Annotated in this window: 20 protein-coding genes and 11 pseudogenes; 19 read left to right on the top strand and 12 right to left on the bottom strand. The window is 59.9% G+C overall.

From position 1 onward, the window contains the following. Positions 1 to 300: 300 nt before the first annotated feature. From AC0L15_RS08130 to AC0L15_RS08105, 6 genes and pseudogenes are all read left to right on the top strand, one after another. The gene (locus AC0L15_RS08130) at positions 301 to 486 is read left to right on the top strand and encodes a hypothetical protein (protein ID WP_473496156.1); all 186 of its coding nucleotides are present in this window, start codon (positions 301 to 303) and stop codon (positions 484 to 486) included. 75 nt (positions 487 to 561) lie between these two features. Continuing rightward, positions 562 to 1,128, top strand: a pseudogene (locus AC0L15_RS08125) (extracellular solute-binding protein). A gap of 98 nt (positions 1,129 to 1,226) precedes the next feature. Next, positions 1,227 to 2,336 (top strand): annotated as a pseudogene (locus AC0L15_RS08120) (ABC transporter ATP-binding protein). Between the two features lie 480 nt (positions 2,337 to 2,816). Next, positions 2,817 to 3,578 carry an ABC transporter permease gene (locus tag AC0L15_RS08115; RefSeq protein ID WP_473496155.1) on the top strand — a complete coding sequence of 254 codons (762 nt, stop codon included), beginning with the start codon at positions 2,817 to 2,819 and terminating at the stop codon, positions 3,576 to 3,578. A 10-nt stretch (positions 3,579 to 3,588) separates the two neighbouring features. Then, complete coding sequence (locus tag AC0L15_RS08110) at positions 3,589 to 3,915, top strand: ABC transporter permease (RefSeq protein ID WP_473496154.1); 327 nt, start codon at positions 3,589 to 3,591, stop codon at positions 3,913 to 3,915. A 225-nt stretch (positions 3,916 to 4,140) separates the two neighbouring features. Beyond that, the gene (locus AC0L15_RS08105; RefSeq protein WP_473496153.1) at positions 4,141 to 4,482 is read left to right on the top strand and encodes an ABC transporter permease; all 342 of its coding nucleotides are present in this window, start codon (positions 4,141 to 4,143) and stop codon (positions 4,480 to 4,482) included. Here AC0L15_RS08105 and AC0L15_RS08100 read toward each other — a convergent pair. After that, positions 4,439 to 4,903 carry a transposase gene (locus AC0L15_RS08100; RefSeq protein ID WP_473496152.1) on the bottom strand — a complete coding sequence of 155 codons (465 nt, stop codon included), beginning with the start codon at positions 4,901 to 4,903 and terminating at the stop codon, positions 4,439 to 4,441. The two genes, AC0L15_RS08105 and AC0L15_RS08100, sit on opposite strands and share 44 nt — an antisense overlap. Positions 4,904 to 4,947: 44 nt before the next feature. On the opposite strand from AC0L15_RS08100, the pseudogene AC0L15_RS08095 reads away from it, so the two are divergent. The 3 genes and pseudogenes from AC0L15_RS08095 to AC0L15_RS08085 all read left to right on the top strand — a co-directional run bounded on the left by AC0L15_RS08095 (position 4,948) and on the right by AC0L15_RS08085 (position 6,874). Then, a pseudogene (locus AC0L15_RS08095) lies at positions 4,948 to 5,450 on the top strand (transposase). Continuing rightward, on the top strand, positions 5,410 to 5,541 hold the full coding sequence (locus tag AC0L15_RS08090; RefSeq protein ID WP_473496151.1) for a transposase: 132 nt from the start codon (positions 5,410 to 5,412) through the stop codon (positions 5,539 to 5,541). The pseudogene AC0L15_RS08095 and the gene AC0L15_RS08090 overlap by 41 nt, the downstream one beginning before the upstream one ends. Before the next feature lie 139 nt (positions 5,542 to 5,680). After that, positions 5,681 to 6,874 (top strand): annotated as a pseudogene (locus tag AC0L15_RS08085) (IS256 family transposase). Between the two features lie 4 nt (positions 6,875 to 6,878). Here the strand turns inward: AC0L15_RS08085 and AC0L15_RS08080 are convergent. Both AC0L15_RS08080 and AC0L15_RS08075 read right to left on the bottom strand, forming a co-directional pair. Then, positions 6,879 to 7,031 (bottom strand): annotated as a pseudogene (locus tag AC0L15_RS08080) (IS5/IS1182 family transposase); the annotation flags it as partial. Between the two features lie 983 nt (positions 7,032 to 8,014). Further along, positions 8,015 to 8,995, bottom strand: coding sequence for a GlxA family transcriptional regulator (locus AC0L15_RS08075; RefSeq protein ID WP_473496150.1), 981 nt, complete (start codon positions 8,993 to 8,995; stop codon positions 8,015 to 8,017). A gap of 93 nt (positions 8,996 to 9,088) precedes the next feature. Here AC0L15_RS08075 and AC0L15_RS08070 point away from each other — a divergent pair, with 93 nt between their 5' ends. From AC0L15_RS08070 to AC0L15_RS08035, 8 genes and pseudogenes are all read left to right on the top strand, one after another. Next, positions 9,089 to 10,339, top strand: a complete 1,251-nt coding sequence (locus AC0L15_RS08070) for a sarcosine oxidase subunit beta family protein (protein WP_473496149.1) — start codon at positions 9,089 to 9,091, stop codon at positions 10,337 to 10,339. Between the two features lie 18 nt (positions 10,340 to 10,357). Continuing rightward, positions 10,358 to 10,621 (top strand): sarcosine oxidase subunit delta, encoded by a 264-nt coding sequence (locus AC0L15_RS08065; RefSeq protein ID WP_473496148.1) that lies wholly within the window; start codon positions 10,358 to 10,360, stop codon positions 10,619 to 10,621. A gap of 6 nt (positions 10,622 to 10,627) precedes the next feature. Next, positions 10,628 to 13,597, top strand: a complete 2,970-nt coding sequence (locus tag AC0L15_RS08060; RefSeq protein ID WP_473496147.1) for a sarcosine oxidase subunit alpha family protein — start codon at positions 10,628 to 10,630, stop codon at positions 13,595 to 13,597. Then, positions 13,590 to 14,123 carry a sarcosine oxidase subunit gamma family protein gene (locus AC0L15_RS08055; RefSeq protein ID WP_473496146.1) on the top strand — a complete coding sequence of 178 codons (534 nt, stop codon included), beginning with the start codon at positions 13,590 to 13,592 and terminating at the stop codon, positions 14,121 to 14,123. The genes AC0L15_RS08060 and AC0L15_RS08055 overlap by 8 nt, the downstream gene beginning before the upstream one ends. A gap of 13 nt (positions 14,124 to 14,136) precedes the next feature. After that, positions 14,137 to 14,322, top strand: coding sequence for a hypothetical protein (locus AC0L15_RS08050; protein WP_473496145.1), 186 nt, complete (start codon positions 14,137 to 14,139; stop codon positions 14,320 to 14,322). Positions 14,323 to 14,816: 494 nt separating this feature from the next. Beyond that, a pseudogene (purU, locus tag AC0L15_RS08045) lies at positions 14,817 to 15,702 on the top strand (formyltetrahydrofolate deformylase). A 709-nt stretch (positions 15,703 to 16,411) separates the two neighbouring features. Next, positions 16,412 to 17,320: a hypothetical protein gene (locus AC0L15_RS08040; protein WP_473496144.1), complete on the top strand. Its 909-nt coding sequence runs from the start codon at positions 16,412 to 16,414 to the stop codon at positions 17,318 to 17,320. 313 nt (positions 17,321 to 17,633) lie between these two features. After that, the gene (locus AC0L15_RS08035; protein ID WP_473496143.1) at positions 17,634 to 17,903 is read left to right on the top strand and encodes a helix-turn-helix domain-containing protein; all 270 of its coding nucleotides are present in this window, start codon (positions 17,634 to 17,636) and stop codon (positions 17,901 to 17,903) included. A gap of 465 nt (positions 17,904 to 18,368) precedes the next feature. Here AC0L15_RS08035 and AC0L15_RS08030 read toward each other — a convergent pair whose 3' ends face one another. Next, positions 18,369 to 19,382 (bottom strand): 1-aminocyclopropane-1-carboxylate deaminase, encoded by a 1,014-nt coding sequence (locus AC0L15_RS08030; protein WP_473496219.1) that lies wholly within the window; start codon positions 19,380 to 19,382, stop codon positions 18,369 to 18,371. A 290-nt stretch (positions 19,383 to 19,672) separates the two neighbouring features. Next, positions 19,673 to 19,853: pseudogene (locus AC0L15_RS08025) on the bottom strand (4Fe-4S binding protein); the annotation flags it as partial. On the opposite strand from AC0L15_RS08025, the pseudogene AC0L15_RS08020 reads away from it, so the two are divergent. Further along, positions 19,825 to 20,022 (top strand): annotated as a pseudogene (locus AC0L15_RS08020) (succinate-semialdehyde dehydrogenase (NADP(+))); the annotation flags it as partial. The pseudogenes AC0L15_RS08025 and AC0L15_RS08020 overlap by 29 nt on opposite strands. Positions 20,023 to 20,106: 84 nt before the next feature. On the opposite strand, the pseudogene AC0L15_RS08015 reads toward AC0L15_RS08020, so the two are convergent. Beyond that, positions 20,107 to 20,313: pseudogene (locus AC0L15_RS08015) on the bottom strand (aldehyde dehydrogenase family protein); the annotation flags it as partial. A gap of 628 nt (positions 20,314 to 20,941) precedes the next feature. Between AC0L15_RS08015 and AC0L15_RS08010 the strand changes: the two are divergent. Further along, a complete protein-coding gene (locus AC0L15_RS08010) occupies positions 20,942 to 21,097 on the top strand; it encodes a hypothetical protein (protein WP_473496142.1) in 156 nt (51 codons plus the stop codon). Positions 21,098 to 21,184: 87 nt separating this feature from the next. On the opposite strand, the pseudogene AC0L15_RS08005 reads toward AC0L15_RS08010, so the two are convergent. The 6 genes and pseudogenes from AC0L15_RS08005 to AC0L15_RS07980 all read right to left on the bottom strand — a co-directional run. Next, positions 21,185 to 21,655 (bottom strand): annotated as a pseudogene (locus AC0L15_RS08005) (ATP-binding protein); the annotation flags it as partial. Continuing rightward, positions 21,640 to 22,111: pseudogene (istA, locus tag AC0L15_RS08000) on the bottom strand (IS21 family transposase); the annotation flags it as partial. The pseudogenes istA and AC0L15_RS08005, both read right to left, overlap by 16 nt. Positions 22,112 to 22,324: 213 nt before the next feature. Next, a complete protein-coding gene (locus AC0L15_RS07995; protein WP_473496218.1) occupies positions 22,325 to 22,594 on the bottom strand; it encodes an exopolysaccharide production repressor protein in 270 nt (89 codons plus the stop codon). A gap of 92 nt (positions 22,595 to 22,686) precedes the next feature. Further along, the gene (gene fdxB, locus AC0L15_RS07990; RefSeq protein ID WP_473496141.1) at positions 22,687 to 23,004 is read right to left on the bottom strand and encodes a ferredoxin III, nif-specific; all 318 of its coding nucleotides are present in this window, start codon (positions 23,002 to 23,004) and stop codon (positions 22,687 to 22,689) included. Further along, complete coding sequence (locus AC0L15_RS07985; protein WP_473496217.1) at positions 23,001 to 23,204, bottom strand: CCE_0567 family metalloprotein; 204 nt, start codon at positions 23,202 to 23,204, stop codon at positions 23,001 to 23,003. Before AC0L15_RS07985 ends, fdxB begins: the two co-directional genes overlap by 4 nt. 2,237 nt (positions 23,205 to 25,441) lie before the next feature. Beyond that, positions 25,442 to 26,299 (bottom strand): class I tRNA ligase family protein, encoded by an 858-nt coding sequence (locus tag AC0L15_RS07980; protein ID WP_473496140.1) that lies wholly within the window; start codon positions 26,297 to 26,299, stop codon positions 25,442 to 25,444. Positions 26,300 to 26,308: the final 9 nt, after the last annotated feature.

The raw sequence follows: 26,308 nt of genomic DNA, 5'->3' as shown, positions 1-26,308 counted from the left end.
TTTGAATTCAATCGACCAAGCCGGCGTGAAGATTCGGTCAATCCAGAGGAGTAACAAGAATGAATAAGTTTCTATATCTAGTGGCTGCGATTGCTAGCATCCCTGCCGTTTCTTCCACAGCCTTCGCCGCGGACCAACTGGTTATCGCGTCGTTCGGGGGTGCCTACACGACCAGTCAGTCAAAGGCCTTTATCGAACCCTAATACGGCCGAGAAAGGCGCCAAGGTACTCACCGCTGATTATAACGGCGGTCTCGCGGAACTTCGATCCCAGGTTCAATCCGGCAACGGCGCCTGGGATGTGATCGACCTCGAGCTTCAGGATGCGCTCAGAGCTTGCGACGATGGCCTCATCGAAAAGATCGACGCCTCCCAACTCGCTCCGGCGGCCGATGGAACCGCCGCTAAGGACGACTTCCTGGCAGGCACCCTGATGGATTGCGGCGTTGGAACCATCATTGTGGTCGAACATCATCGCCTACGATAAGACCAAGTTCCCGAACGGCGGTCCCAAGACCATTGCCGATTTCTTCGACCTAAGAAGTTTCCGGGCAAGCGCAGCCTGAGCAACAAGCCAAACGTCAACTTCGAGTGGGCGCTCATGGCCGATGGTGTGCCGAACGACAAGGTTTATGAAACGCTCGCGTCCAAAGAGGGTCTCGACAGGGCGTTTGCCAAGCTCGACTCCATCAAAAAGGACGTGGTGTTTTAGGGCGCGCATGCTCAGGCACCGCAGCTTCTCGCGGACGGCGAAGTCGTCATGACGGCAGCGGCGAATGGCCGGATTTACGACGCGATCTCCAAGGAGAACAAACCCTTCGAGATTGTGTGGGACGGACAAATCTGGAATCTGGACGTATGGGCGATCTCGAAGGCCAGCAAGCACAATGACCCTGCTCTGGACTTCGTGAAGTTCTCGACGACGGGCCAGCGCCTTGCAGACATGACGAAGTACATCAGCTACGGCCCAGTCAGAAAGTCATCCCAAAGTTTGGTTCCCGAGACGATCCGGACCAGCCTGCCGACCTACGAAAACAACTTCAAGACGTCTCTCGCGAACGATCTCGAGTTCTGGGCAGATCATCAGGATGAGATCAACCAGCGCTGGGCGACTTGGATGGCGAAGTAATTCGGTCGCGCTTGCTTTTTCGCTGAGATGGAGCGTTGCTCCGGCCATCGGATTTGACGCGATAGCTGCGGCAGTACCACGAGCCAGAACCAGAGATCATGAATAGCGACAGCGCAGCGTTCGTGCATTTCCACGAAGTGCAAAAAAGCTACGACGGCTCTTGCCTTGTCGTGCAGTCCCTTTCCCTTGCCATAGCAAAGGGAGAATTTGTCACGATGCTAGGGCCATCGGGGTCGGGCAAGAAAACGTCGCTGATGATGCTTACAGGTTTCGAGCGGCCCACCGGCGGCAAGATCACCGTAGCAGGACGCGACCTAACGAACGTTCCTCCTCACCGGAGGGATATCGGCATGGTCTTTCAGAACTATGCCCTGTTTCCTCACATGACCATTGAGGAGAACGTGGGGTTTCCCCTCGTGGCGAGCAAGATGCCGAAGCCGGAGATTGCATCCCGTGTCCGCGGGGCGCTGGAACAGATCCGCATGGGCGCACTGGCGCATCGTCGCCCCGCTCAGCTTTCAGGCGGCCAGCAGCAGCGAGTGGCCCTCGCCCGCGCTCTGGTGTTCGAGCCGTCGCTCGTGCTGATGGATGAACCCTTAGGCGCGCTCGACAAGCAGCTTCGCGAACAAATGCAGATGGAGATCAAGGACCTGCACGAGGAGCTCGGCCTTACCGTGGTGTCTGTCACGCATGAACCAGGACGAAGCCTTGGCGATGTCCAACCGCGTGGCGGTATTCAACAACGGCATTATTGAGCAGGTCGGCGCTGCCCGCGCGATTTATGAATCGCCTGAAACGGCATTCGTGTCGTCATTCGTGGGCGAGAATGACCACCTGAGCGGCTTGATCTCTTCGGCTGCTCGCAACGGGTGCGTCGTGACCGTCGGAAAAGTCAACATGCAATGCGTTGCCGTCGGATCCTTGAAGCGGGGAGATAGCGCGGTGGTCTCGCTTCGTCCGGAGCGCGTGTCGTTGGTACATGACGGTTCGGTTTTCGCCAACACCGCGAAAGCTATCGCAAAGGAAGTGGTCTACTTCGGGATCATCTGCGCCTGTCGTGTCAGCGCGAAGACGGGCAAACCGTGACGATGAAACAGCCGAACAGAGACGGGATCACACAGATCTCCGTCGGTCAGCCGGTGCTTCTCGGTTGGCAAGCCACCGACGCGCGGGCCTTTTCATCCCAGAAAGTGCCTGGCAATGGCTGATGGGGCTGTGACTGTCTTCGCGACACCTGAAGAAATCGCCCGGCAGGTCGCTCGGTCTCGACGGAGCGAAACGCGAAAGGGTCCTCTCCTTCTGGCGCCTGCCTTGTTGTTCCTGTTCTTCACCTTCCTCCTTCCGCTCGGCTACATCCTGCACTTAAGCGTTTACGATCCGACCATTCATGATGGGCTTCCGCGGGCCGCAGAGGCACTGCAACGTTGGAGTGGAAACGAGGCTCCCGATGAGCACACGTTTCAGGCCCTCGCCCAGGACCTGATCTACGCGGGAGGCGGATATTGTCGGCTCGATCGCCAATCGGCTGAAAGTCGAGGCAGCGGGACTGCGTAGTGCGTTCGCGAGAACTGCTCGGCGTCTCGGGGAGAAGCCTCCCAGCGATCACTACTCAGAGTGGTTTCAACGGGCAGATCCGGTATGGGGGTGAGCAGTCAACCTGGCAGGTCGTCAACCAATTGCGAAGCTCAGTGAGCGCGAACTATTACCTCGCAGCCGCCGATCTTCGTCGCAACGCCTCCGGCGGCATCGAAATGGCCCCTGAGGAAAACCGTATACACACTACGCTCTTTGCAAGGACTTTACTCGTCGCTTTTTCGGTGACGACTCTATGCATTCTTCTCGGCTACCCGGTGGCCTACTTGATTGCGACTTCATCGAAGCTTGTTGGCTCGATCATGATCGTACTGGTTCTACTCCCATTCTGGACCTCTCTGCTGGTCAGAACCACCGGTTGGATCGTGATCCTACAGTCTCAGGGCGTTCTGAATGACCTGCTTGTTTACCTCGGTATCATTTCGGACGAGAACAGGGTGAGAATGATCTACAACCTTGCCGGCACCCTGATTGCCATGACGCACATCCTTCAGCCCTTCTTCATCCTCCCTCTGTACAGCGTAGTGGTTTCGATCTCCCCGGTCTATATGCGCGCTGCGCAGTCGTTGGGTGCCCACCGGTTCTACGCGTTCTGGAAGGTGTACTTCCCTAACACTCTCCGGGGTGTAGGCTCGGGCGCGCTCCTCGCATTCATTCTCGCCGTGGGCTACTACATCACCCCCGCCCTGGTCGGCGGACAGTCCGGGCAGATGATCTCGAACATGATCGCATTCCACGTTCAGTCGTCCCTCAATTGGAGCCTGGCAGCGGCACTGGGCATGATTCTCCTGTCGGTCGTCCTGATCCTCTACGCCGTGTACCACCGATATTCCGACGCCAATCGTTTGGTGAACTGAGGAACGAGGCATGCACAGCTTCACCGTCGAAGGAGCTTGGTCAGTCGCATTCCGCATTATCTGCGCTGCGATCCTGATCTTTCTGATCGTGCCGATTTTGATCATTGTGCCACTCTCCTTCAATGCGGAGCCATACTTCACATTCACCAGCGGCATGCTGCACTTCCACTCGGAAGCGTTCTCAACGCGGTGGTACGAAGCGTTCGTTTCGGATGCAGGCTGGATGGTCGCCGTACGCAACAGCTTCTTTGTCGGGTTTCTTTCGACGCTGCTCGCGACAGCGCTCGGCACCCTTGCCGCATTAGGCCTCAACAAGCCCTGCCCATGCGCACGCTGATCGTGAGCTTTCTCCTGGCGCCAATGATCGTCCCGATTGGGGTGCTGGCTACCGGCACCTATTTCGTCTTTGCCAAGGTAGGTCTCGTTGACAGCTATCTCGGGCTGGTGCTCGCCCATTCTACCTTGGGACTGCCTTTCGTCGTAGTAACCGTGCTGGCCAGCCTCTCGAACTTCGATCAGGCGTTGGTGCCGGGCGGGTCTCATTTCCGGCGCGCATCCGACGATGGTCTTTCGTCGCGTCACGCTGCCACTTATCGCGCCTGGCGTCTTTTCCGGCGCCGCACTGGCCTTCGTGACATCGTTCGACGAAGCGGTAATCACTCTCTTTTTGTCCCCAAGTCCGGCCTATTACACGGTTCCCCGCAAAATGTGGTCCGGCCTGCGCGAACAGATCAGTCCTACCATTCTGGCCGTCGCCACCACCTGGATCGTTCTCTCTTTGGTGCTGATGATCCTGATGGGAGTGCTGCGGGCGCCAGTCCGCCAAGCGGTCGGCAAAACCAGTCGACTAGGGTCAGGACTCATTGATTCAGAAGATGAAGGCTGCAGCGAAGGCGATCGCTGACAGGAAGGTGTGAGCATATCGGTGCGTATCTGTTGTGGATGCGTCGCCAGTCTTTGAGGCGTGCGAACATGTTCTCGATCCTGTGGCGTTGTCGGTACAGGACAGGATCGTAGCTGTGCTGAACACGATGCTTGGCATGGGTAGGATGCATGGCGTGATAACCGCGCTCGACGAGCGCCTGGCAGAAGGCCGCTGAACTGTAGGCCCGATCGGCCAGCAGGGTGTTGACGGCGGGCAAATCCTCGATCACGGCCGCAGCAGTCTCGTGATCATTGGTCTGCCCTTCCCTCAGATGCAGCAGCCGCGGACGTCCCTTGCCGTCACAGACCACTTGCAGCTTCGTGGGATAGCGTCCTGAAGGTTCTGCAAAAAGCTTTGGAGAGAACAGCCCTTGCTCTGAGGCGAGGGGCGGCCATGGCACGCTGGTGACGTTACGACCACCGATTCCCGTGGAAGGGGAGTGCCATGACCAAGCGAGAGGTTAGACTGAGCAGAGGCGAGTTGAAAGCGTTGCTGTTGTCGGATGAGGACGGCTTCCGCAGAGTTTTGCAGACTGTCGTGCAGGAGGCTTCGGAAGCCGAGATGACGGAGGCGATCGGGGCCGAGAAAGGCGAGCGGAGGGCGGAGCGGGTTGGCTACCGGTCCGGCTATTATGAGCGCAAGCTTGTGACGCGGGTTGGCGTGCTGGAGCTTCGGGTTCCGCAGGATCGGCCGGCCGGTTCTCGACGGAGTTGTTCGAGCGTTATCAGCGCTCGGAGAAGGCACTGGTGTCGGCGCTGGTCGAGATGTACGTGCAAGGCGTGTCGACGCACAAGGTTAAGGCGATCACCGAGGAGCTGTGCGGCCACGCCTTCTCGGCCTCGACGGTGAGCGAGGCGACGGCGCGGCTGGATGAAGCGCTGAAGGCGTTCTTTGAGGAGCAGCGGCTTGCCGAACTACCCGTACCACATTCTGGATGCGCGCTATGAGCGGGCGCGCGAAGCCGGCGTGATCGCCAGCCAGGCGGTGCTGGTAGCGATCGGCGTCGACTGGGAGGGCCGGCGCCAGGTGCTGGGGTAGAGCTGGCCAACCGGGAGAGCCATTCGAGCTGGCGCGCGTTCGTGGCAGGGCTCAAGCAGCGCGGGCTCGCCGGCGTCGAGTGGGACTGTCAGGAATTGTGTGCGCGAGGCCATGATGATGGAAAGGAGAGAATCATCACATGGCTATCGAGATAGAACTTCTGGACCAACTGCTTGCCGGCCGCGATCCGAATGAGGTGTTTGCCAAGGACGGATTGCTCGACGATCTGAAGAAGGCGCTTTCGGAGCGTATTCGAATGCTGAGCTCGACGAGCATCTCGAGGAGGAACGCAGTGAAGGCGGTGTCAACCGCCGCAACGGCCATTCGCGAAAATCGGTTCTGACGGGCACATCTAAGATGACGCTGTGGATCCCGCGCGACCGGGCCGGGACCTTCGATCCGAAGCTGATCGCCAAATACCAGCGCCGCTTTCCCGATTTCGACGACAAGATCATCTCCATGTATGCGCGCGGCATGACGGTGCGCGAGATCCGCGGCCATCTGGAGGAGCTCTACGGATCGACGTGTCGCCGGACCTGATTTCGGCCGTCACCGACGCCGTCCTGGAGGAAGTGGCCGAGTGGCAGAACCGCCCGCTGGATGCGGTCTCTCCGCTCGTCTTCTTCGATGCGATCCGGGTCAAGATCAGGGGACGAGGGCTTCGTGCGCAACAAGGCCGTCTACATCGCGCGCGGCATCCTGCCGGACGGCACGAAGGAGATCCTCGGCATTTGGATCGAACAGACCGAGGGCGCCAAGTTCTGGCTGCGAGTCATGAACGAGCTGAAGAGCCGTGGCGTCGGCGATATCCTCATCGCCGACGCCGATGGACTGAAAGGCTTCCCCGAAGCCGTCTTTCCCCAGACCATAGTCCAGACCTGCATCGTGCACCTGATCCGTCATTACTTGGAGTTCGTGTCCTGGAAGGACCGCAAGACCGTGGTGCCGGCGCTGCGCGCGATCTACCGAGCCAAGGACGCCGAAGCCGGCATGAAGGCCCTTGAGGACTTCGAAACCAGCTACTGGGGGCAGCGATATCCGGCGATCACGCAAAGCTGGCGGCGCAACTGGCAGCACGTCGTCCCATTCTTTGCTTATCCCGAAAGCGTGCGCCGGATCATCTACACCACGAACGCGATCGAGGGCGCTGAACTCCAAACTGCGCCGCGCCGTCCGCACCCGGGGACACTTCCCGAGTGACGATGCGGCCTTCAAGCTGCTATATCTGGTGCTGAACCATGCGGCCGAGGAATGGAAACGACCGCCGCGCGAGTGGTTCGAGGCCAAGACCCAGTTCGCCGTCGTCTTCGGCGAGAGGTTCGTCAGCCAATGACGAAATCGGCCTCGCGCACAGAATTCCTGACAGTCCCCACGAACAGGATGCCCCTCAGCACCCGGCGGTCATCTACACGCGGCACACCATGCGACAAAGGAAAATAGGGCTCGATCCGGCGCATCTGCTCCGGCGTCAACATCAGCAAATCACTCAAAGGCGGCACCTATAGCCACCTTAAATCACCCAACAAATATCAACTCAACAAATTAATGGGTCCTGACCCTAACTGAGCAAACGGAGCTCCGGCCTGCTTCGTAACTCATCATAACGAATACGTGGGAAAAGACGACCCGCCGACCATCGCTGTCGGCAACGATCTCCGTCGAACGGGGTGGGGCGACGCAGGTTCCAAGTTGGCAGGTTGGTGCACTCCACGACGTGCCCCGAAAGAGGTGGTGAGAGCCGCCATTCCGGGCGACCTATTGGAGAACGAAAGTGCTCTTAGGCGACCGGCTCGCGCAGTCTAGGTCGAGTGCCCGCGTTCAAAGGAGATCGAATAACAAAGCTCCTCGCCGAGAAAGCCTCTGCCATCGTCGTTTCGGTCCAACCAGGTGATTTTCGGTCGGTCAACATCGCGATCGAAGGAAGCTCTCGATTTGCGTCATGGCCGGGATCAATCTGACGACGCGTTCCCCGCAAATTGGAACGGAGAGCGTCGTCCGACCCCTGCCGAATGCTGCGGCAGAAGTCAGGCAGTCCTACACCCATGGGTCGTGTCGCCGAACCTAACGGATAAGGATGGCGTCGTCGCAGAGCGCATTATTTCAGTTTGGGGCGAAGCTGACGAGTTGCGTTCGGGATTCGACGCGGCTTATTTCACTGGACTAACAGTTTCAGGTCCTGCATTTCCCGCTCTGCTCGCCCGGCAATGGCGCGAGATGCTATGGCGAGGGTGATTGATCTGGATCGTTGCGTGCAGGGCCGTCATGGCCGTGCTGAAAGGTGCCGAGGCGCTCTTTCAACGCAGTTCCGACGGACCTGAGGATTGGTCAAAAGGTTCGTTGATAACAGAGGCATCACCTCGGCAGCGCTGGAGCGATGATAACCGCCAACTTTGAGACTGCGGTCAGCAATGGCCTTGAGGCGGCTCTTGCCCGATCATACTTGCTCGGACCTGACGAAAGCAGAGCCGACTGATCATCGCTTGCTTTCCCTTATTCTGTCCCGAAGGCGGCCCGGGGTGATGGAGAAGCGCGCAGTGAACACTTTGGAAAAATGACCCGCACTAGAAAATCCGGTGGCGAACGCGATCTCGGAGACCGACAGCGGGCTATGCTCCAAAAGACGGCGTGCGTGATCCAGGCGGACGTTTCGATACGCTTGAAGAAATCCGATTTCCAAGTGGTCTGCGAACAATCTGTTTAGGTGGCGAACGCTGACGCCAGCGACCTTCGCCATAGCGTCGCGGGATAATGGCTGTTCGATGGCCGCTTCCATCTTTTCCAAGACCGTCAGCAGCGCCGGATGATGGGTGCCGAAGCGCTCCACCGCCGAGCTGCGCTGCGGCGCGGTGGGCTCACCGACCGCCGTGTGGAGATACCAATCGCTAACGCGGCGAGCGAAATGCGAGCCCATCCGCTCGGAAATCATCGCATGCATCATGTCGAGCGGCGCTATACCACCCCCGCAGGTGATCCGGTCGCCGTCTATGACATAGCGCGCCTGCCGGGGCGACAGGCGTGGAAAGGCTTCCTTCAGAAGCCCGGCATGTTCCCAGTGAATGGTAAAGTCGCGATTGTCCAGGAGGCCTGCGGCAGCCAGAAGGTAGGCACCCGAGGATATGCCGCCGATCCTGATTCCTTGCCGCGAGAGCTTGCGCAGCGTGCCATAAAGCCCGTCCCGATCCACCCAGTCGTGGCGGCTGCCGCCGGCACAGACGAAGAGCGTATGGCAAGCGCTGCCTTGGACCAGCAGGTCGCCGCATTCGACATTGAGGCCCGACGAGCTTCGCACCGGGTCGCCCAAGGAAGAAAGCGGCACCGCATCATAGAGCGGTACGCCGGCGATTAGGTTCGCAGCGCGCAAGGGCTCGCTGGCCGACGCATAGGACATCAGCGCGAAATTTGGCACGAGCAGAAAGCCAATGCGGTGGAAGGCTTTTGATTCAATCGGCACCATGGCCCAATTTTACTTCACGACGTCCTATCCGTGCAATTCAGATCGTGAAACTCGGCCTAGGCTATCGGGCATCACCTCGATTGCGGGCATTACATGCGATATTCGGCTCTAACCCTATTTCTCAACGGGCTTCGCGGCAATAAGGCTTGGGCGCCGGCCTGGCGCCAGCCGGAGCCGAAGTCCCGTTACTCCGTGATCATCGTCGGTGGCGGTGGCCACGGCCTGGCGACCGCCTATTATCTCGCCAAGGAATTCGGGATCACCAATATCGCCGTGCTGGAAAAAGGCTATATCGGCGGCGGAAACGTCGGCCGCAACACGACGATTATCCGTTCGAACTACCTGCTGCCGGGCAATAATCCCTTCTACGAACTGTCGATGAAGCTCTGGGAAGGCTTGGAGCAGGACTTCAATTTCAATGCCATGGTCTCCCAGCGCGGCGTGCTGAATCTCTACCATTCCGATACGCAGCGCGACGCCTATACGCGACGCGGCAACGCCATGCTGCTTCACGGCGTCGATGCCGAGCTGCTCGACCGCGAGGCGGTGCGCGCCAGACTGCCCTTCCTCGATTTTGACAATGCCCGCTTTCCCATCCAGGGCGGCCTTCTTCAGCGGCGTGGCGGCACGGTGCGGCATGATGCAGTGGCCTGGGGCTATGCCCGGGGCGCCGACAGCCGCGGCGTCGACATCATCCAACACTGCGAGGTGACCGGCATCCGCCGGGAAAACGGCAAGGTCGTCGGCGTCGAGACAACCCGCGGTTTTATCGGCTGCGGCAGGCTGGCGCTCACAGCCGCCGGCAATTCTTCACGCGTTGCCGAAATGGCCGACATCAAGCTGCCGATCGAGAGCCATGTGCTCCAGGCCTTCGTGTCGGAAGGCCTGAAGCCCTTCATCGACTGCGTGGTTACCTTCGGTGCGGGCCACTTCTACGTCTCGCAATCCGACAAGGGCGGCCTGGTCTTCGGCGGCGATATCGACGGCTATAATTCCTACGCCCAACGCGGCAATCTCGCCACCGTCGAGCATGTCGCCGAGGCGGGTAAGGCGATGATCCCAGGCATTTCCCGTGTGCGCGTGCTGCGCTCCTGGGGCGGCGTCATGGACATGTCGATGGACGGCTCGCCGATCATCGATCGTACCCATATCGACAATCTCTACCTCAATGCCGGCTGGTGTTATGGCGGCTTCAAAGCGACGCCGGCATCGGGCTTCTGCTTCTCGCATCTGCTCGCACGGGGCACCCCGCACGAGACCGCCCGCGCCTTCCGGCTTGACCGTTTCGAGCGCGGCTATCTGATCGACGAAAAGGGCCAGGGCGCCCAGCCCAACCTTCACTGACCCTCAAGGTATAGCACGATGGCAAGTCTCATCCCATGCCCCCATTGCGGCTCCCGGCCGAAGGGAGAATTCACCGTGAAGGGCGCGGCGCTCGCCCGGCCCGCGCCCGACGCCGGCAAGGAAGCCTGGGTGGACTATGTCTATCTGCGCGACAACCCGCGTGGTGCCTATGAGGAATACTGGCACCATACCTCTGGCTGCCGCCGCTGGCTGGTGGTGACCCGCGATACCGCTACCCACGAGATAGAAGCGAGCCGCGATGCGGCGCTCGCGCAAGGATAGGCGCCCATGACATCGTACCGTTTGCAGAATGGTGGCATTATCGACCGCCAGGGGAGCCTGTCTTTTTCCTTTGATGGCAAAAGAATGCTCGGCTTTGCCGGCGACAGCCTCGCCTCGGCGCTGCTCGCCAACGGACAGCTTCTGGTCGGTCGCAGCTTCAAGTATCACCGTCCGCGCGGCATCCTGACCGCCGGTGCCGCTGAGCCGAATGCGCTGGTGACCATCGGTCGGGGCGGCCGCACGGAGCCGAATACCCGCGCCACCATGCAGGAACTATTTCAGGGGCTGGAAGCGAAGAGCCAGAACCGCTGGCCGTCACTTGATTTCGACATGGGCTCGCTGAACAGCCTGCTGTCGCCCTTCCTCGGCGCCGGCTTCTACTACAAGACGTTCATGTGGCCGGCCCCATTCTGGGAAAAGGTCTACGAGCCCTTCATCCGCAAGGCCGCCGGTCTCGGCAAGGCAAGCTATGAGGCGGATCCGGATGTCTATGAGAAATGCTGGGCGCATTGCGACCTTCTGATCATCGGCGCCGGCCCTGCCGGCCTTGCCGCTGCGCTGACTGCCGGACGATCCGGCGCGCGGGTGATCCTGGCCGACGAGCATTCGATGCTCGGGGGTTCGCTCCTGTCGGAAACAGCCGTGATCGGCGACGCGACCGCGGTGGATTTCGTCCGACAGACGTCGGCCGAGCTGGAATCGCTGCCGAACATACGCATCCTCGACCGCACCACTGTGTTCGGCTGGTATGACGGCAACGTGTTCGGCGCGGTCGAGCGAGTGCAAAAGCACGTCACGTTGCCGCAGGCGAAAGTCCCGCTCGAGCGGCTGTGGCGCATCGCCGCGAAGCAGGCGCTTCTGGCGACCGGTGCCGAGGGACGCCCGTTGGTCTTCGGTGGCAACGACATTCCGGGCGTGATGATGGCAGGCGCGATGCGCACCTATCTCAACCGCTATGGCGTTGCGCCCGGCCGTGAGGTGGCGATCTTTACCACGAACGACAGCGGCTATGCGCTCGCTCTTGATCTCGAAGCGCGGGGCATCGTGCCTGTGGCGATCATCGACAGTCGCGCAGAAGGCTGTGCGGCCTATGCAGGCAGGGGACGGGTCCTCAAGGGTGCGCTAGTATCGGATGCCAAGGGCGGCAAGGCCCTCTCGGCCATCGAAATTTTGAAGGGCGGCTCCAAGGAAACCCTGAAAGTGGATGCGCTCGCGGTGGCCGGCGGCTTCAGCCCCATCATTCATCTTGCCTGCCATCGTGGCGGCAAGCCCGTTTGGTCCGACGAGCAGGCTGCATTTCTTGCGCCAGAGAGGCTGAACGGTTTGCAGCTGGCAGGCGCGGCCTTAGGCGCGGCGGGCATTGCCGCTTCGCTGGCAAAAGGCGCAGCCCAAGCCTCGCTTATGGTCTCAGACATGGGCTTCTCGGCGACGCCGGCCAGTTTCCGTACGGTTGAAGGCGACATAGCAGCGCAGACGCGTCCGATTAAGGCGCTGTGGACCATTCCGGGCGTCAAGGGCAAGGCCTTTGTCGACTTCCAGAACGACGTACATCGCAAGGATCTCGGCCTCGCCGTGCAGGAAGGCTATGGCGACGTGGAGCTGGCCAAGCGCTACACGACGTTGGGCATGGCGACCGATCAGGGCAAGCTCTCCAACGTCAACGCCGTTGGTCTGCTCGCCGAAGCGCGCGGCGTCTCGCCTGCGGATGTCGGCACGACGACCTTACGTCCCTTCTATGCGCCGGTCTCCTTCGGAGCGCTCACCGGCCCCTATCACGGTTTCCACTTTCAGCCTGTGCGCAAGTCGCCGCTGCATGACTGGGCCAAGAAAAACGACGCGGTCTTTGTCGAGACCGGCCTCTGGTATCGTTCCTCCTGGTTCCGACGTAACGGCGAGATAACCTGGCGCGAAAGTGTCGACCGCGAAGTCAAGAACGCCCGCATCAATGCCGGCCTTTGCGATGTGTCCATGCTTGGCAAGATCGAGGTCTGCGGCAAAGATGCCGCCGAATTCCTCAACCGCGTCTATTCAAACGCCTTTTTGAAACTGCCGGTCGGCAAGGCGCGCTATGGCCTGATGTTGCGTGAAGACGGCATGATCTATGACGACGGCACAACCAGCCGCTTGTCGGAACATCATTTTTTCATGACCACCACTACGGCTTATGCTGCAGGCGTCCTGAAACACCTCGAATTCTGCTCGCAGGCATTGTGGCCGGAACTCGACGTACGGCTTGCGTCGGCAACCGACCAGTGGGCGCAGATGGCGATCGCCGGGCCGAAATCCCGAACGATCCTGCAGAAGATCGTCGACGAAGATATTTCGAACGCGGCCTTCCCGTTCCTCGCCGCCAAGGAAGTGTCCCTGTTCGGCGGTCAGCTCCATGGCCGCCTGTTCCGTATCTCCTTCTCCGGCGAGCTGGCTTATGAAGTGGCGGTTCCGGCCGGCTATGGCGAAAGCGTCGCCGACGCACTGATGGAAGCGGGCCGCGAACACGGCATCCAGCCTTATGGCGTCGAGGCGCTCGGCGTCCTGCGAATCGAGAAGGGTCACGTCACGCATAACGAAATCAACGGGACCGTGGTGCCGGGCGATCTCGGCTTCGGCAAGATGGTGTCCGCCGCCAAGGAGGATTTCATTGGCAAGGCCATGGTGAGCCGCGACGGCCTCGTTGCACCTGACCGGCAGCAGCTTGTCGGTGTGGTGCCGCTCGATCCAAAGAAGTCCTTCCGCAGCGGCTCGCGTATCCTTGCGAAGGATGCGGCCGCCACACTTGAAAACGACCAGGGCTATGTCACCTCCTCGGCTTATTCGCCGCATGTGGGCTCTACGATCGGACTAGCCCTCGTCAAACGCGGCCCCGAACGATACGGCGAGGAAGTGACGATCTGGAATGGTCTGCGTGACGAGCTCACGCCCGGCCGCCTCTGCAATCCGGTCTTTGTCGATCCAGAAAACGAGAAGCTTCATGTCTAAATTTCGCGTCACCCTGCGGCCCGCTCTGGCCGCCATGCATCCGATTGTTTCCGACCGGATCGCGCTCGAGGCCTTGGCCGAAGGCCATGTCATTCATGTTCTCGGCAAACCGGGCGATGGAGATCTCGCCGCGCGTCTCGCGACGCTTTCGGACAACTCAGCACAAGCCGTTCGCGCCGCCGGCCCCGACCAGTGGTTTCTCGTCGGCAATCGCATGAAATCAGATGCGGAGCTTTCCGCGCTGTTCGAAGCGCTAAAGCCGGACGCCTTTGGCGTCGACCAAAGCCAGGGCCGCGTTCGAATGCTGGCGAAAGGCCCCATGGTCGAGCGGGTGCTGGCCAAGGGCACCGCGGTCGATCTGTCGCTTGCCGCGTTTCCGGTCGGTCACTCGGCGACCACGCTGATTGGCCACATCGCGGCGCACGTGACCCGCGTGGGCGACGACGCTTTCGAAATTATGGTTCTGCGCGGCTTTGCCGAAAGCCTGTGGAATGATCTTGCCCGCATGTGCGCTGAATACGTCTGAAAACGAACCTTCCATGACAATCATCATCGTAAGTGTCATCAGCTCCTCACGTGATCTCGGAGTGACGGATACTTTTGCCGATGTTGAGACGAGAGTATTGCGATGTTCTGATGCAGTCAGGCTTAGTTCCAGGCTTGAAGCCTTCAGCGGCTATCGGCGGATCGAGCTGATTTCTGGCCGCCGGCAGCATCAGACGTGATCGGACGATGAGAAGGCGCGGAAGCGGGCGCGAACGTCTCGGAGGTGATCGTAATGGCGACAGCCGAGGCCTGTTTGCGCTACGCCGCTGGCGTTGTCCGCGCGAGGGGTGCCTACCCAGTTTCATTCCGGTCGAGGTCGAGGCCGCGCCGCGCGATCCGATGGTGTCTTGCGGGATTGACGTCGATCTTCGGCCGGGACGTGTTGCGTTTCGCGGCGGCATCGCCCCGCGCATTGGCCGCGGTCCTGCGGCACCGCGAAATGTGGAGCAGCAAGACCGTCGTTGCAGTTATCCGGAGGGAAAGTGGACCTGAGCGTTTGGCGCGTCCTTATTTGATCTCCTGACGCCGCCGGGTCGCGACGTTTTGTTTTGGTCGGGTGACCTTATGCCATGGACGACAGGCCGGGCTCCGAAAGCTTCGAGCCGCTTTTGTGGCCACCTTCTCGCGTCACGAAGAAGCGAACCTTGTTTCCCACAACCCTTAAAGGCAACGACTGACCACTTATGTCCTGACAGCAACGTGTCAATCAAACGCGAGGAATAGTAGCCGTCATTTCCGGTTTCTTTGCGAAATGGGTTGCAAAATCGGTCGATAGCTCGCAATTCGACGATCTTAGCACTGGCCGCTTCTTTATGCGCGTCTCTTTCATATCCGAGGACGGGCAACGAGCCGAAGCACTCGCCGAGGGGCTAAGACCAATCGCCGAAAAATTTCGAATGGAAGCAGAGCTTCACATACAAACGCAAAGGATGAAGGCGCTATTGATGGTCTGGCGCTTTGGCCACTGCCTCAATGACCTTTTGTATCGTTGGCGGATTGGGGCTCTGCCGATCGACATCGTCGGCGTCCTCTCAAACCATTTCGACTACCAAAAGGTCGTGGTGAACCATGACATTCCCTTTCACCACATTAAGGTGACGAAGGAAAACAAGCCGCAGGCCGAAGCCCAGATTATGCAGTTGGTTGAAAGCTCAGGCACCGAACTGATCCTGCTTGCTCGCTACATGCAGGTGCTGTCGGATGCCATGTGCCACAAGATGTCGGGCAAGATCATCAACATCCATCACTCTTTCCTGCCGAGCTTCAAGGGCGCCAATCCCTACAAGCAGGCTTATGAGCGCGGCGTCAAGCTGATCGGGGTTACGGCGCATTATGCACAGCCGATCTCGATGAGGGCCCGATTATCGAACAGGACACGGCTCGCGTTACCCACGCCCAAAGCGCCGGAGACTATGTCTCGATAGGCCGGGACGTCGAAAGTCAAGTCCTTGCACGGGCAGTCCACGCCCATATCCATCAGCGCTTCTTGAACGGCAACCGCACTGTCGTCTTCCCGACGACCCCGGGGAAGTTACGCCTCCGAACGCATGGGAATATGACGATAGTCGACGGGAAACAGGTTGCTGCATCCGTGATCAATTAATGCCCGCGGCTGCGGCGCTTGAGAGCAGAATGGCGTGAAGACCCTCCTTGCCGTCACATCGTCGGCGACGACCCGGCGAGCCGCACTCACATTTCTTCCAAGAGCCGCAAAGGCCAAGGAGCTGCTTAAGCTCGGTCACCGTCGCCGCCGAGACCAGCCAGGAAGACCTCGCAAGTTTGGTGAATAACCGTAGCCTCCGGCGAAGCGATCACCGGATGGCTAGGAAGAACCTGAATGCCGATAAGACCATGCGCCCCCTCCCAGGGTAGTTGCCGTTGCCTAGATTGCCTGATGGACAGGCAAACTCCCCTGTTCAAGGGCTACTCAGAGTTTGCGGCAAAATCCCGGAAGAATCCTGTCCGCCCGCTCCTCGGGGACACCTACTGTCGGGTAGTCGCGTCCGCGACACGGTGATGGTCGGTCTGGTTTCCTGCTGCACGCCCGATTAGTTATTGAAAAACATGCAAAAAAATTCTGCAGCTTTTTCCCGTGCAATTGGCACGAATGTTGAAGCTCCTCCCTTGCGATGCGGCAGCTGCTGCCGACCGGAATTCAAGTCGCGGGTAAACGCGATCGAATTCGCTCGCCGCGCCTGTCGATCTCGGGCAGAAGACCGTCGCCTGCGATCCCCAAAGGCAAGGGGTAGTGTGAAGGACAATAGTGAGATGGCAAGTGCGCGCAGCAGCATTCAGTGGGTGAAGCACGACTTCTCCGGAGCATACAACCGCAAGTGGCCGCACGCCTATTTTCGCGCACATTTGGACTTGGACTATATACTCCCAGATAAAGCCAAGCCGGTCTTCGAAAGAATTTTCGCCAATTATCGACGCCTTCGAAACAAGACAAAGTTAAAGATTATCGATATCGGTTGCTCCTATGGCGTCAACGCTGCCTTACTGCGCACCGATCTCGATCTCGACGATCTGTATGCTGCATATCTAGGCTCCAGCGGATCGCTGTCACGCCGACACGAAATCGAGCATCGCGCGTTCTTTCGCGATCGCGGCCTTCGTGACGACATCCGGTTCGTCGGCGTGGACCCATCATTTCGCGCTGTTCGCTATGCGCAGAACCAAGGCCTGCTGGAGGCCGGCATCCCGGTTAATCTGGAAACCCGGGCCTTAACGGTGAAGGAACGTCGCGCCCTGGCGGACGCGGACATCGTTATCAGCACAGGCTGTGTGGGTTACGCCACGGAGCGAACCTTTGCACGCGTATATGACGCCTCGGCGGCATCACGCCCGTGGGTCGTCGTCTTCGCAATGCACCCCTTCAGCTATGACAACATCGCCGCGGCCCTGCGGGATTATGCATTGGAAACCAGGCTCGTAGACCGGTTCAGACAACGCCAGCGCCGCTTCTCCACAATCACGGAACGGCAGGCGATCCTGACTGCTATGGCCGAGCTTGGAATAGAGGATCGCTTGGAGCGCACGACCGGCTATGTCTACGCATCATGCTACATCTCCGCACCGCCCGGAGAAGTGAGCGGCGCGTCAGCCGTTGGCCCGCGCCCGTCGGCAGCTGCAGAGCCGCGGACGTGCTCGCTTCCACCGTCGACGGCTGCTCCATAGCCAGATACTTCGTTGGCCCTGAACAACGGCTAATGCGTTGATATTCCGACCCGTGAAGAGGGGTGGAAGCATCCGATTTCGCCGTTGTTGGCTGGAGTGCTTGCAGCTCCGCTTCGTAGGCCGCCACAGTCACACCGCCTATTCCGGGTGCTGCTCTCCGCCGAAGGCGCCGAAATGCCCTTACGAGCGCCTTGACCTCAACGTGGTGGAGCAGCGCCGTGAACCGGGTCTGGCGCGACCTTTGGGCCGCGTCGTCCACTCGAACACGGTTCGCCAGCAGGGGCTTCCAGGGTCGAGAGCTCGGCGAGCCGCGGTGGCTGGGAAAGCCCAGGCAGAGATTGCCTCGACCCTCAAGATCAAGCAGCCCTCGGTCTCGAAGACCGAGAAGCAGGCCGATATGTATCTGTCGACACTCAAGAGCTACATAGAGGCGATCGGGGGACAACTTGACCTCATCGTCGCCTCCCCTAGCGCGCCCCTCGGTATAGAGCGGCTCGGCGATGTCGTAGCCCCAAACCCCTCTCCGCACGTAGTGCTAAAAGCGCCAGGTGGGGACGATCTCGTCGACGCTCGCAATAGGTAAAGCAAGCCGTCGTTAAGCCGGATACCGACCTGCCCGTTGTCACGCTCGCGGGGGACGCCTCTTCCCTCGCTCACGCTGGCCCAGTTCACCGCCGCGCTGGGGTGTCCGGCGATGTGCTCGCCGACGACGACCAGCTCGAGCACGCTTGGTTACAGCTTCCATACCTGATCAGTTAGGTACCTCCGCGCCTGCGCGACATCTTCGGTGGTTTACAATTTGTCAAATTTGCGGCGATCATCGCCGCACCGCAAAATGACAAAAAACGTTAAACGGCCACGTCTGCTCCCTTTTTATGCGGCTCCAGGGGCACATTGAGCACAGGCAAATACTGGCAAGCATGCCAGCGCCACGACCCCACGTCGTGGCGGCAGTTGGCAGCTGACCGCTGCGATTTGCCACGGGCCTTCGGTCAAACGTGGCGCAGCGCTGTTACGGCAGGCACAGCACGTCGAGATATGTCGAGCATCAGCCATTGCGAAAGGTGTAGCCATAACCATTGATGGCCGGGGCGCCGCCGAGATGCACGTAGAGGATCCTCGAGCCCTCTGGAAAGAAGCCTTTTTGGACGAGGTCGATCATCCCTTGCATCGATTTGCCCTCATAGACGGGATCCGTAATCATACCCTCAAGCCGCGCGCTCAGGCGGATCGCCTCCTTGGTTTCCTCGGATGGAATGCCATAACGCGGGTACGCGTAGTCCTCGAGCAACACCACGTCATCCTCGGCAAGTTCCGATCCGAGCTCGACGAGGGTCGCTGTATGTCGGGCAATGCTTAGCACCTGCGCCTTAGTCTTGGCCGGGGTAGCAGAGGCATCGATACCAATCACGTTGCGGTGTCGACCGTCCTTGGCGAATCCGACGAGCATGCCGGCATGCGTTGAACCCGTAACAGTGCAAACAACGATGCGATCGAAGCCAAACCCAAGCTGTTTCTCCTGGGCGCGCACTTCCTCCGCGAACCCCACATAGCCGAGGCCTCCATTCGGGTGAACAGATGCCCCGGCTGGTATCGCATAGGGCCTTCCGCCCCTTGCCTTGACCTCATAGAGCGCTTTTTCCCAACTGTGGCGGATGCCGATGTCAAAGCCATCGTCGACCAGATGCACCTCCGCTCCCATGATGCGGCTCAAGAGAATGTTGCCAACGCGGTCGTAGACGACATCCTCATGTGGAACCCAGCTCTCCTGAACCAGGAGACATTTCATGCCGATCTTGGCGGCAACGGCGGCGACCATCCGCGTGTGGTTGGACTGCACGCCGCCGATGGTGACGAGCGTATCGGCATCCGACGCGATGGCGTCGGGGATGATGTATTCGAGCTTGCGCAGCTTGTTGCCGCCCAACGCCAGACCGGAGTTGCAGTCCTCTCGTTTGGCGTAGATTTCCACCTTTCCTCCCAGATGCTTGCCGAGCCGGTCGAGCTTCTCAATGGCTGTGGGTCCAAAGGTGAGCGGGTAACGCTCGAATTTTTCCAGCATATTCTCTCCGGCGATGATCATTCGGCTGAAATAGCCACGCAAAACTCGTTCCATGAGCGCTGCTTGGATTGGTCGGCCGCGCTCTCCGACCTCCCATCAGAGCCCTGGGGATTTCCAGCGCTTTCCTTGCGATTGAGACGAAGCGACCCATATGTCGGCATGCTGCGATGAGGCGACCATCGCATAGGAAACCAAAGAGGACGCGCGATCGGCATCTGCGCGACTGGCAGCTTTGCGAGGCCAGACCAGACAGAGCACGCTTGCGAATGGGCCAGCTGAAGAAGCAGTGAGGAAGCCAGCGTGACGGCCGCTAGGTGGATCTGGCAGTTCTTCGGGCAGACGCGGCCGCAGGCGCCGCAGCCGATGCAGCGGCCGGCCTGGATCGACGACCATGACCATGCGCTAGAGCTCGCCGTCGACGTCGTCGTCCCGGCCCGCGCACATACCGAGGATTCCGCCTGCGTCATCGACGTGCGGCTGCACAATCGTCCTCAAGCCCGCTGAACAGACGCCCGCTCGTGGCTGGCGCAATGTTCGCCCTCGCCCATCAGGAGGGCTTTCCCAAGGGCATCGTCAACTTGATCTTTGCGTCCGTGATGGCGACGGCCGTGAATTCTGCGCCAATCCCAAGGTCCGAAAGATTAGCTTCGCCGGCTCGACCGAGATTGGCCGGGTGCTCATGCGCCAGTGCTCAAGAAGGTCAGCCTCGAACTGGGCGGCAATCCTCACGCACGACCTGATCCGCATTGTCGAACCGAATGATCGGCACGCCAACCGGCCCGAATGTCTCCTCCTGCGCTACCGCCATCACGTCGGAAATCTCGTTGAGGACCGTGGGTTCGAAAAACGTACCATCCTTGCCAATGCGTTCGGCTCCGCATCGAATTGTCCCGCACTTGGCAACGGAATCGGCGATATGGAATTCGATTTGGCCAGAGCAAGGCGCCGGCCAAACAAGGCTGTGTCGTCAAACCGACGAAGCCGACACAATTGTCGGATGTCGACGAACACCTGAGCGTGAACCCACCCGCATGGGCACAGCAACGCTCCCTTTGCGCTCCGGCCAGGTGCCATCGGAGAGCCCTCGAAACGGCCTTCATATTCCATTCGACGCAATCCTCTTCAGCCGGGCATTGCGCCCCCTAATTTGAAGTTCCGAGCGCGAGTACCTCTGAAAGGGTATGCCCGGCAGGAGACTGAGCTCGCTGCCGGGCCGCTACGCTTTGGGAGGTGGCGTAAGTCAGCGACTCTCGTGGCGGTGGGACCACTCAGTCGGTGCCTTTTGCTGAATAGCGTGCATGTACCGTGCCAAGGCGAAAGCGTCAAAAACACCCGAGAGTCAGCTCCCTCTACGCTCCGTACTCGACATTGTCGGCTATTGGACAATGCCGAACGTGCCTTTCGGCATCGACCGACGCCTGAACCAGAGGGCACCCGCAGGGCCGTTCGCTGCCATGCCGACCGGGCGAACTGGCGGTGACCGGGTTTAGCTCCGAAGTTCGCCGGCTGATGCAAAGGGCGGACTATCACTCTTAAAGAAGGAACTCACTGTACCCTCCATGGTCGAGAAGTTTCAGGCGGGCACTCTCGATGAGGATGCCGCAGCGGCCGATCGTCTCCAAGCTTATGAGGCGCGCATTGCCGCGCTCGAACGGCTAGTCGGCAAGCAGGCTCTGGAACTGGAGTTTCTAAAGGGGGCTCTGCATGCATGGTGACCACGAACAGCGATCACAATCAGCCGATCTTCCCGAACCTCGCCCGGGACATCGTCTGCGACGGGCCCAATCAGCTCTGGGTTGCCGACTCGGCCATTCGCCGAATGCCAGGTTGGTGGTGACGATGATGGAGGTGCGTTCGTAGAGCCGACTGATGAGATGGAAGAGAAGCTGCCCGCCGGCTTGGACGAAGGGGAGATAGCCGAGTTCGTCGAGGACGACGAAAACAGGTCGGGTGAGGTAGTCAGCGATGCGTCCCTGCTTGCCGTTTCGGTGCTCCGTCTCAAGCCGGTTGACGAGATCGCCGACGTTGAAGAAGCGGTCGCGTGAACCGTTGCGGATCAGGGCGCGCGCGATGGCGATCGCCAGGTGCGACTTGCCGGTTCCGGTGCCGCCGATGAGCACGGCATTGCGCTGGTCGGCGACGAAGGTGCCGTTGGCGAGCCCGCAGACGAGGGCCTCGCTGACCGGCGTGTCGGTGAAGTCGACGTCCTCGGTCTCCTTGGCGAGCGGCAGCTTGGCGACGGTCAGCTGGTATTTGATGGGGCGCGCCTGCCGCGTTCCTCCTCGAACACCTCCCAATTCGTGCGGTCCGGCTGATCGACATGGCGGTGGGCCTTAGCCCAGGCGACGCACTTGTCGAGCAGCAAGTCGTTCAGCTCCTCGTAGCTCCTGAAGCGCAGCCGTGGTGTGAAGAAGCGCTCGCGCATCAGCCCGACGTGGTTCTCGACCTGCCCCTTCTCCCAGCCGGAGGCCGGGGTGAGGCGACCGGCTGCACCAGGTAATGGCTGCACATCTGCAGGAAGCGGCGATTGTAATGCCGGTCCTTGCCCAAAAGACCGTCTCCACCGCCGTCTTCATTTTGTCGTAGATGCCGCGCGTGCAGGCCCCGCCGAAGAAAGCGAAGGCCCGGTCGTGGGCATCCAACACCATCTCCTGCGTCTTGCGTGGATAGGCCCGCACGAACATCATACGGCTGTGGCAGAGCCGGACATGTGCCACCTTCACACGTGTTATGTTTTCCGGCGCTTCGTTCGCCTTCGACACGAAGCAACCCGCGTGCCGTGCGCTGCGATCGACTACCATTGCCGGGAGAACCGAAACTGCATTCCCCTGGCGTTAGAACGATGAGAATGCCGTCGCCTTCGACCATACCAGCCAACCCTGACCTCAATAATCAAACTTGAACAAAGTGATGAATCTGAGCTCTGATCTTGGTACGGCGCATCAAGGGAGGAGCAGCAATATGCCGAGCGTTTGATTGCGCTGGGGCACGTCTTGAGGTTCATTCCTATGCTCATCATCGTCGCGCGACTGGTACCGAACTTCCTGGGACCTATCGAAAAGCTCAGCCCCTTGCCTGGCTTTGCCAGCGCAGCTGGATCGCCAAATCAGAAAGAGCACACTTGCGAAATAGCCCAGCTGAAGAAGTAGCGAACAGCCCAGCGTCGTGATGACTGCTAGACGGAACGAATGCGAAGCAATGTAAATCGTCACAGCGTTGCCGCACAGGACCAGCCCGAGGAGCCAACAAAAGTTGATGAAGCGCAATGCCGTTCTCCTGATTTTGTCTCGTCAAATCATGCAACTCATGCTGCGATCTGGTCGGCTGCGACATGGGTCTGGCAGTTCTTTGGGCAGACGCGGCCGCAGGCTCCGCAGCCAATGCAGCGGCCGGCATGGTCGACAACCATGATCATGCGATTGAGCTCACCATCGAAATCGTCGTCACCGCCGTCGCAGGCGCCGAGGATTTCGCCCGCGTCATCGACGCCATGAAGGTGCATGACCTCGCGCGAGCAGACATTGAAGCAGCGGCCGCAGCCGATGCAGGTCGCGCCATCTATAGCGGTCAGATATTCCGGCACCCATATGGAGCCGTCGCGGCTAATGAACGTGCTCCTCATCGTACAGTCTTCATTTTGGCGAGCTCTCTCCTGGCACCATCCAACTCGGCATAAACGGCATGCGTTTTCTCGGCGACTTCCTCTATCTCAATCCATTTGACCGGGAGACCCTCGGCAAGGTCGCGCAAGTTCGTCTTGGCAATTGCCGCGCGCAGTTGAAGCTTTCGGACTTTCTTCGCCATCTCATCCAGGTTTGACATGTTCCTTCCTCGAAAATCGGTTTCTTCACGCCCGCGCCACGTCGGGATAGGCAATAGCTGCAGTCGCATCGCCGACCAGCTTCGCGCCGGTGTCCGCGAATTTCCGGAACGTCTCGAAGCCGAACCGGTGATGCCTTCGACAGACCGGCGAACTGCCCGACCGTGAAAAGCACGCGCCCGAAGCACCGGTCGTCTAAACATGTCGAGCCTCCACAGCGCGTCCGAATCCGGACTGCCAATGATTGGATATTCCGGCGCAGTTCCTTGGTGATGATGAAATCGGCCAGCCGCCCGCTGTCCGATTTCCATTGGCATGAGCCGTGGATGTCCTGAGCACGGATCAGCCGCAGGAGGCATTTGATGAACGGGCGGGCAAGGGCCTCTCCGTCCTTGTTGACGGCCGGGCCAAGCGCTGCGTGAGACATTTCGTTTCCTCAATTTCAGGTCTCGTCCTCCGGGCGCGCCGCAGAAAGTGGGCGAATTGACCAGGTTTCCATTCCACTTGTCATCCCTACACCTTGCCGGGCTGAAAGTTCGTAAGGGTTCGCCACGCAGCCAGTCGTCCACTTTGATCGGAGGAGCCGGGGACTCACTACGCAACATGTTGCTCCCATTCCCACACCTTTCCTGACGTTTATGCGCGAGCTTGTTCTTCTCTCAGAAACGGAACACACCGGTTAGGAGACCCATCAATGTCTTGCGTGTTCTCACGCGATCATCCCTCACTCAGTATTGCCGATCTCAAACAGCAAACGTCGTGCCAGCGCGCTTAGCCCCGCAGTAAATGGCTGATTCGGCCTCGAAACCTCACAAGCCCAAGACGGCCGGTTGTTTTGAACCCGACATGTTTTCTGCCGCTGTCAGCTTTTGGACACGCATCATGCGTCAGACGCTTGAGGGCGAGAACCGCTTGGCTGTCTGCCCTGCGGTAATGTCGGCGTCGGCTCATCTAGCATCATTCGGCGCCGGCCATGCGCGGGCGATCTCCACAACTGACGCCCGTATGCAGCGCCTGGCTGCTGGCTCATGCCTGATCTTTTCTCCTAGAGCCGGGCCGACGAGGCCCAGCGCGTCGAGTGCCGTCGAGTGCTTCCACCAGATCCTGCGTCGCTAGACGCCGGATGCAGCTTGCCGCATGCACCTCCCATATCTTCGTCACAAAGGTTGGGAAGCGTTGCAGGTTCCTGTACACCACCGCAGTGCTCAGGATTTCGCGTCTGCTTCCGCTGCGAGGCGAAGCGGGTAAGCCCGACGATGCCGTTGAAAGGTCGTGGATCTCACCCGGCCCCCTGCGGAACGTGACATCGCGCAGGACACGGGGTCACGACGTAAGTCTTTTCGATTTGGTGGCCTGGATCAAATGTAGCTGAGCTTATCGCTTCTGCCCATGGGGCGCCGCATCACTGCCACCGAGGGCGGTATTCGAGTCACAAATGACCATGCCCCGCGATGAAACCCCGAAACCGGGATCGACAGCTCAACCGGGAACACACCCTGGCATCCGATCATTCCAAAGGCCCCACGCTTGCCCAATCGTCGACCAGTGGCGTGATCTGTCGCCGAGGTCCAGCTGTCTAGAAGCGCGGCCACCGCCCCATGTGATGATTGCTTGGCAGCGTATACTCAATTCACCACCCGATTGGCATGGCGGCGGGCATTGCGTTCGATCCGCGCGGCGTTGAGCGCCGACAACACGCAATGCTGTACCAAAGTACGGTTGTTCTGCGCTGGCTCCCCTTCTCCAGCCAGGGATCGAGCGACACGATCGGCTCACGTTCGAGCGCGACCATACTTATCTGCGCCGCAGATGGCCCGTCGTCCTAGAAGCTCGATTGGCTCGAATCGGCATTCGGCCAGCAAATAGGGGCCGGTCATTCCTATAGACGAGAGGCGTTGTCCCGCCATTGGGCACTATCCAGGGCGCGCTAGGCTGACCCAGCGCCCCGAACCGCATGACCTTCTCGACCGGCTAGCTATAGGTCCTGCGATTCCGAAAAAGTTGGTCAGCGCAGTTGAGCCCGCTCGGCATTGCCGCACGAATGGCAATCGCTCGAAAGCTGTCAACCTAGCGATCCTCCAAGGCGCGGGCCAGCGTCTCGACGATAAGTTGGTTAAGGCCGGCCAGTGTTTGTGTCTATGGTCTGGGGGTGGCCTTCGGCAACCAGTGGTAGCGAGTAAAGCTTCGGCATCATCGGCTTTGTTTGCCGCCCAAATCTGTTCGAAATTACGATAGGCTATTATGCCTCCTCCTCATTGAGAACAGGAGTCTCTGCTCTGGCATAGAAGGCCAGCACGGGTTCGAGATCAAAGGTCATTGCGGGCGCAAGCCTCTGGACCGACCGCGGCCATGTTTCGGTTGAGATGCCGTCGATGCCTCGCGCCAACGTGCTGGCAAATCGGGGCATCAGCGGTGCGAGTGTCTGCGCCAGGATTGCAGTGGCCGTCGTCTGAAGGGCGAGCGAAGTGCGGGTGCGGGCGGGATAGAGACGTCGCGCCGCTTCATAGTCTTGTGCCTGTCGGTAGACTACACAATCGCTCACGAAATCGCAGGCCTGCGCGGCCGCGCGCCGGACCGAGAAGCCATCGTCCGAATAGGCGCGTTCCATCGCCGCGCGATGGATCTCTATCCGAGCAAAGAAGGCGCGGTCGGCCGGAGCCCAGTCGCCTGCGTCGGGCACACGGCCACCAAAGTCTTGCTTGATTTCCTGGTCCAGCCCATCAAGCCAATTCAGCCATATCCGTTGGAATATCTCGTTCTCGGTGCGGCGTAGCGCGTCTCGCATGAAGTTCGTCCGCTCACCTTCCGGGCGTGTCAGGCCCAAATGAAGACGGACGACATCGACTGTCTTTGGGCTAAGAACCTCCTTGCCCCAGACCGCATGACCGCGGCTGGTCGAGAACTTCTGGCCGTCGAGCAGGTAAAACTCGTTCACATGATAGCGGATGCGCGGCGTCCAGTGGGAGAACACCTCGGCATAAAGAGCGGGGTAGAGTAGCGCGTGGTAGAAGGAATTGTCGAAACCGAAGAAATGGACGATCTGCCAGTCATTGCTGGGCCTCGCCGTATTCCAATCGCGACCAAAGGCCGTGTGCATGCCTCGTTT

Source organism: Mesorhizobium sp. WSM4846 (assembly GCF_055811415.1).
Note: the sequence above shows the minus strand (reverse complement) of the source record. Positions and strands in the feature narration are given on the sequence as shown.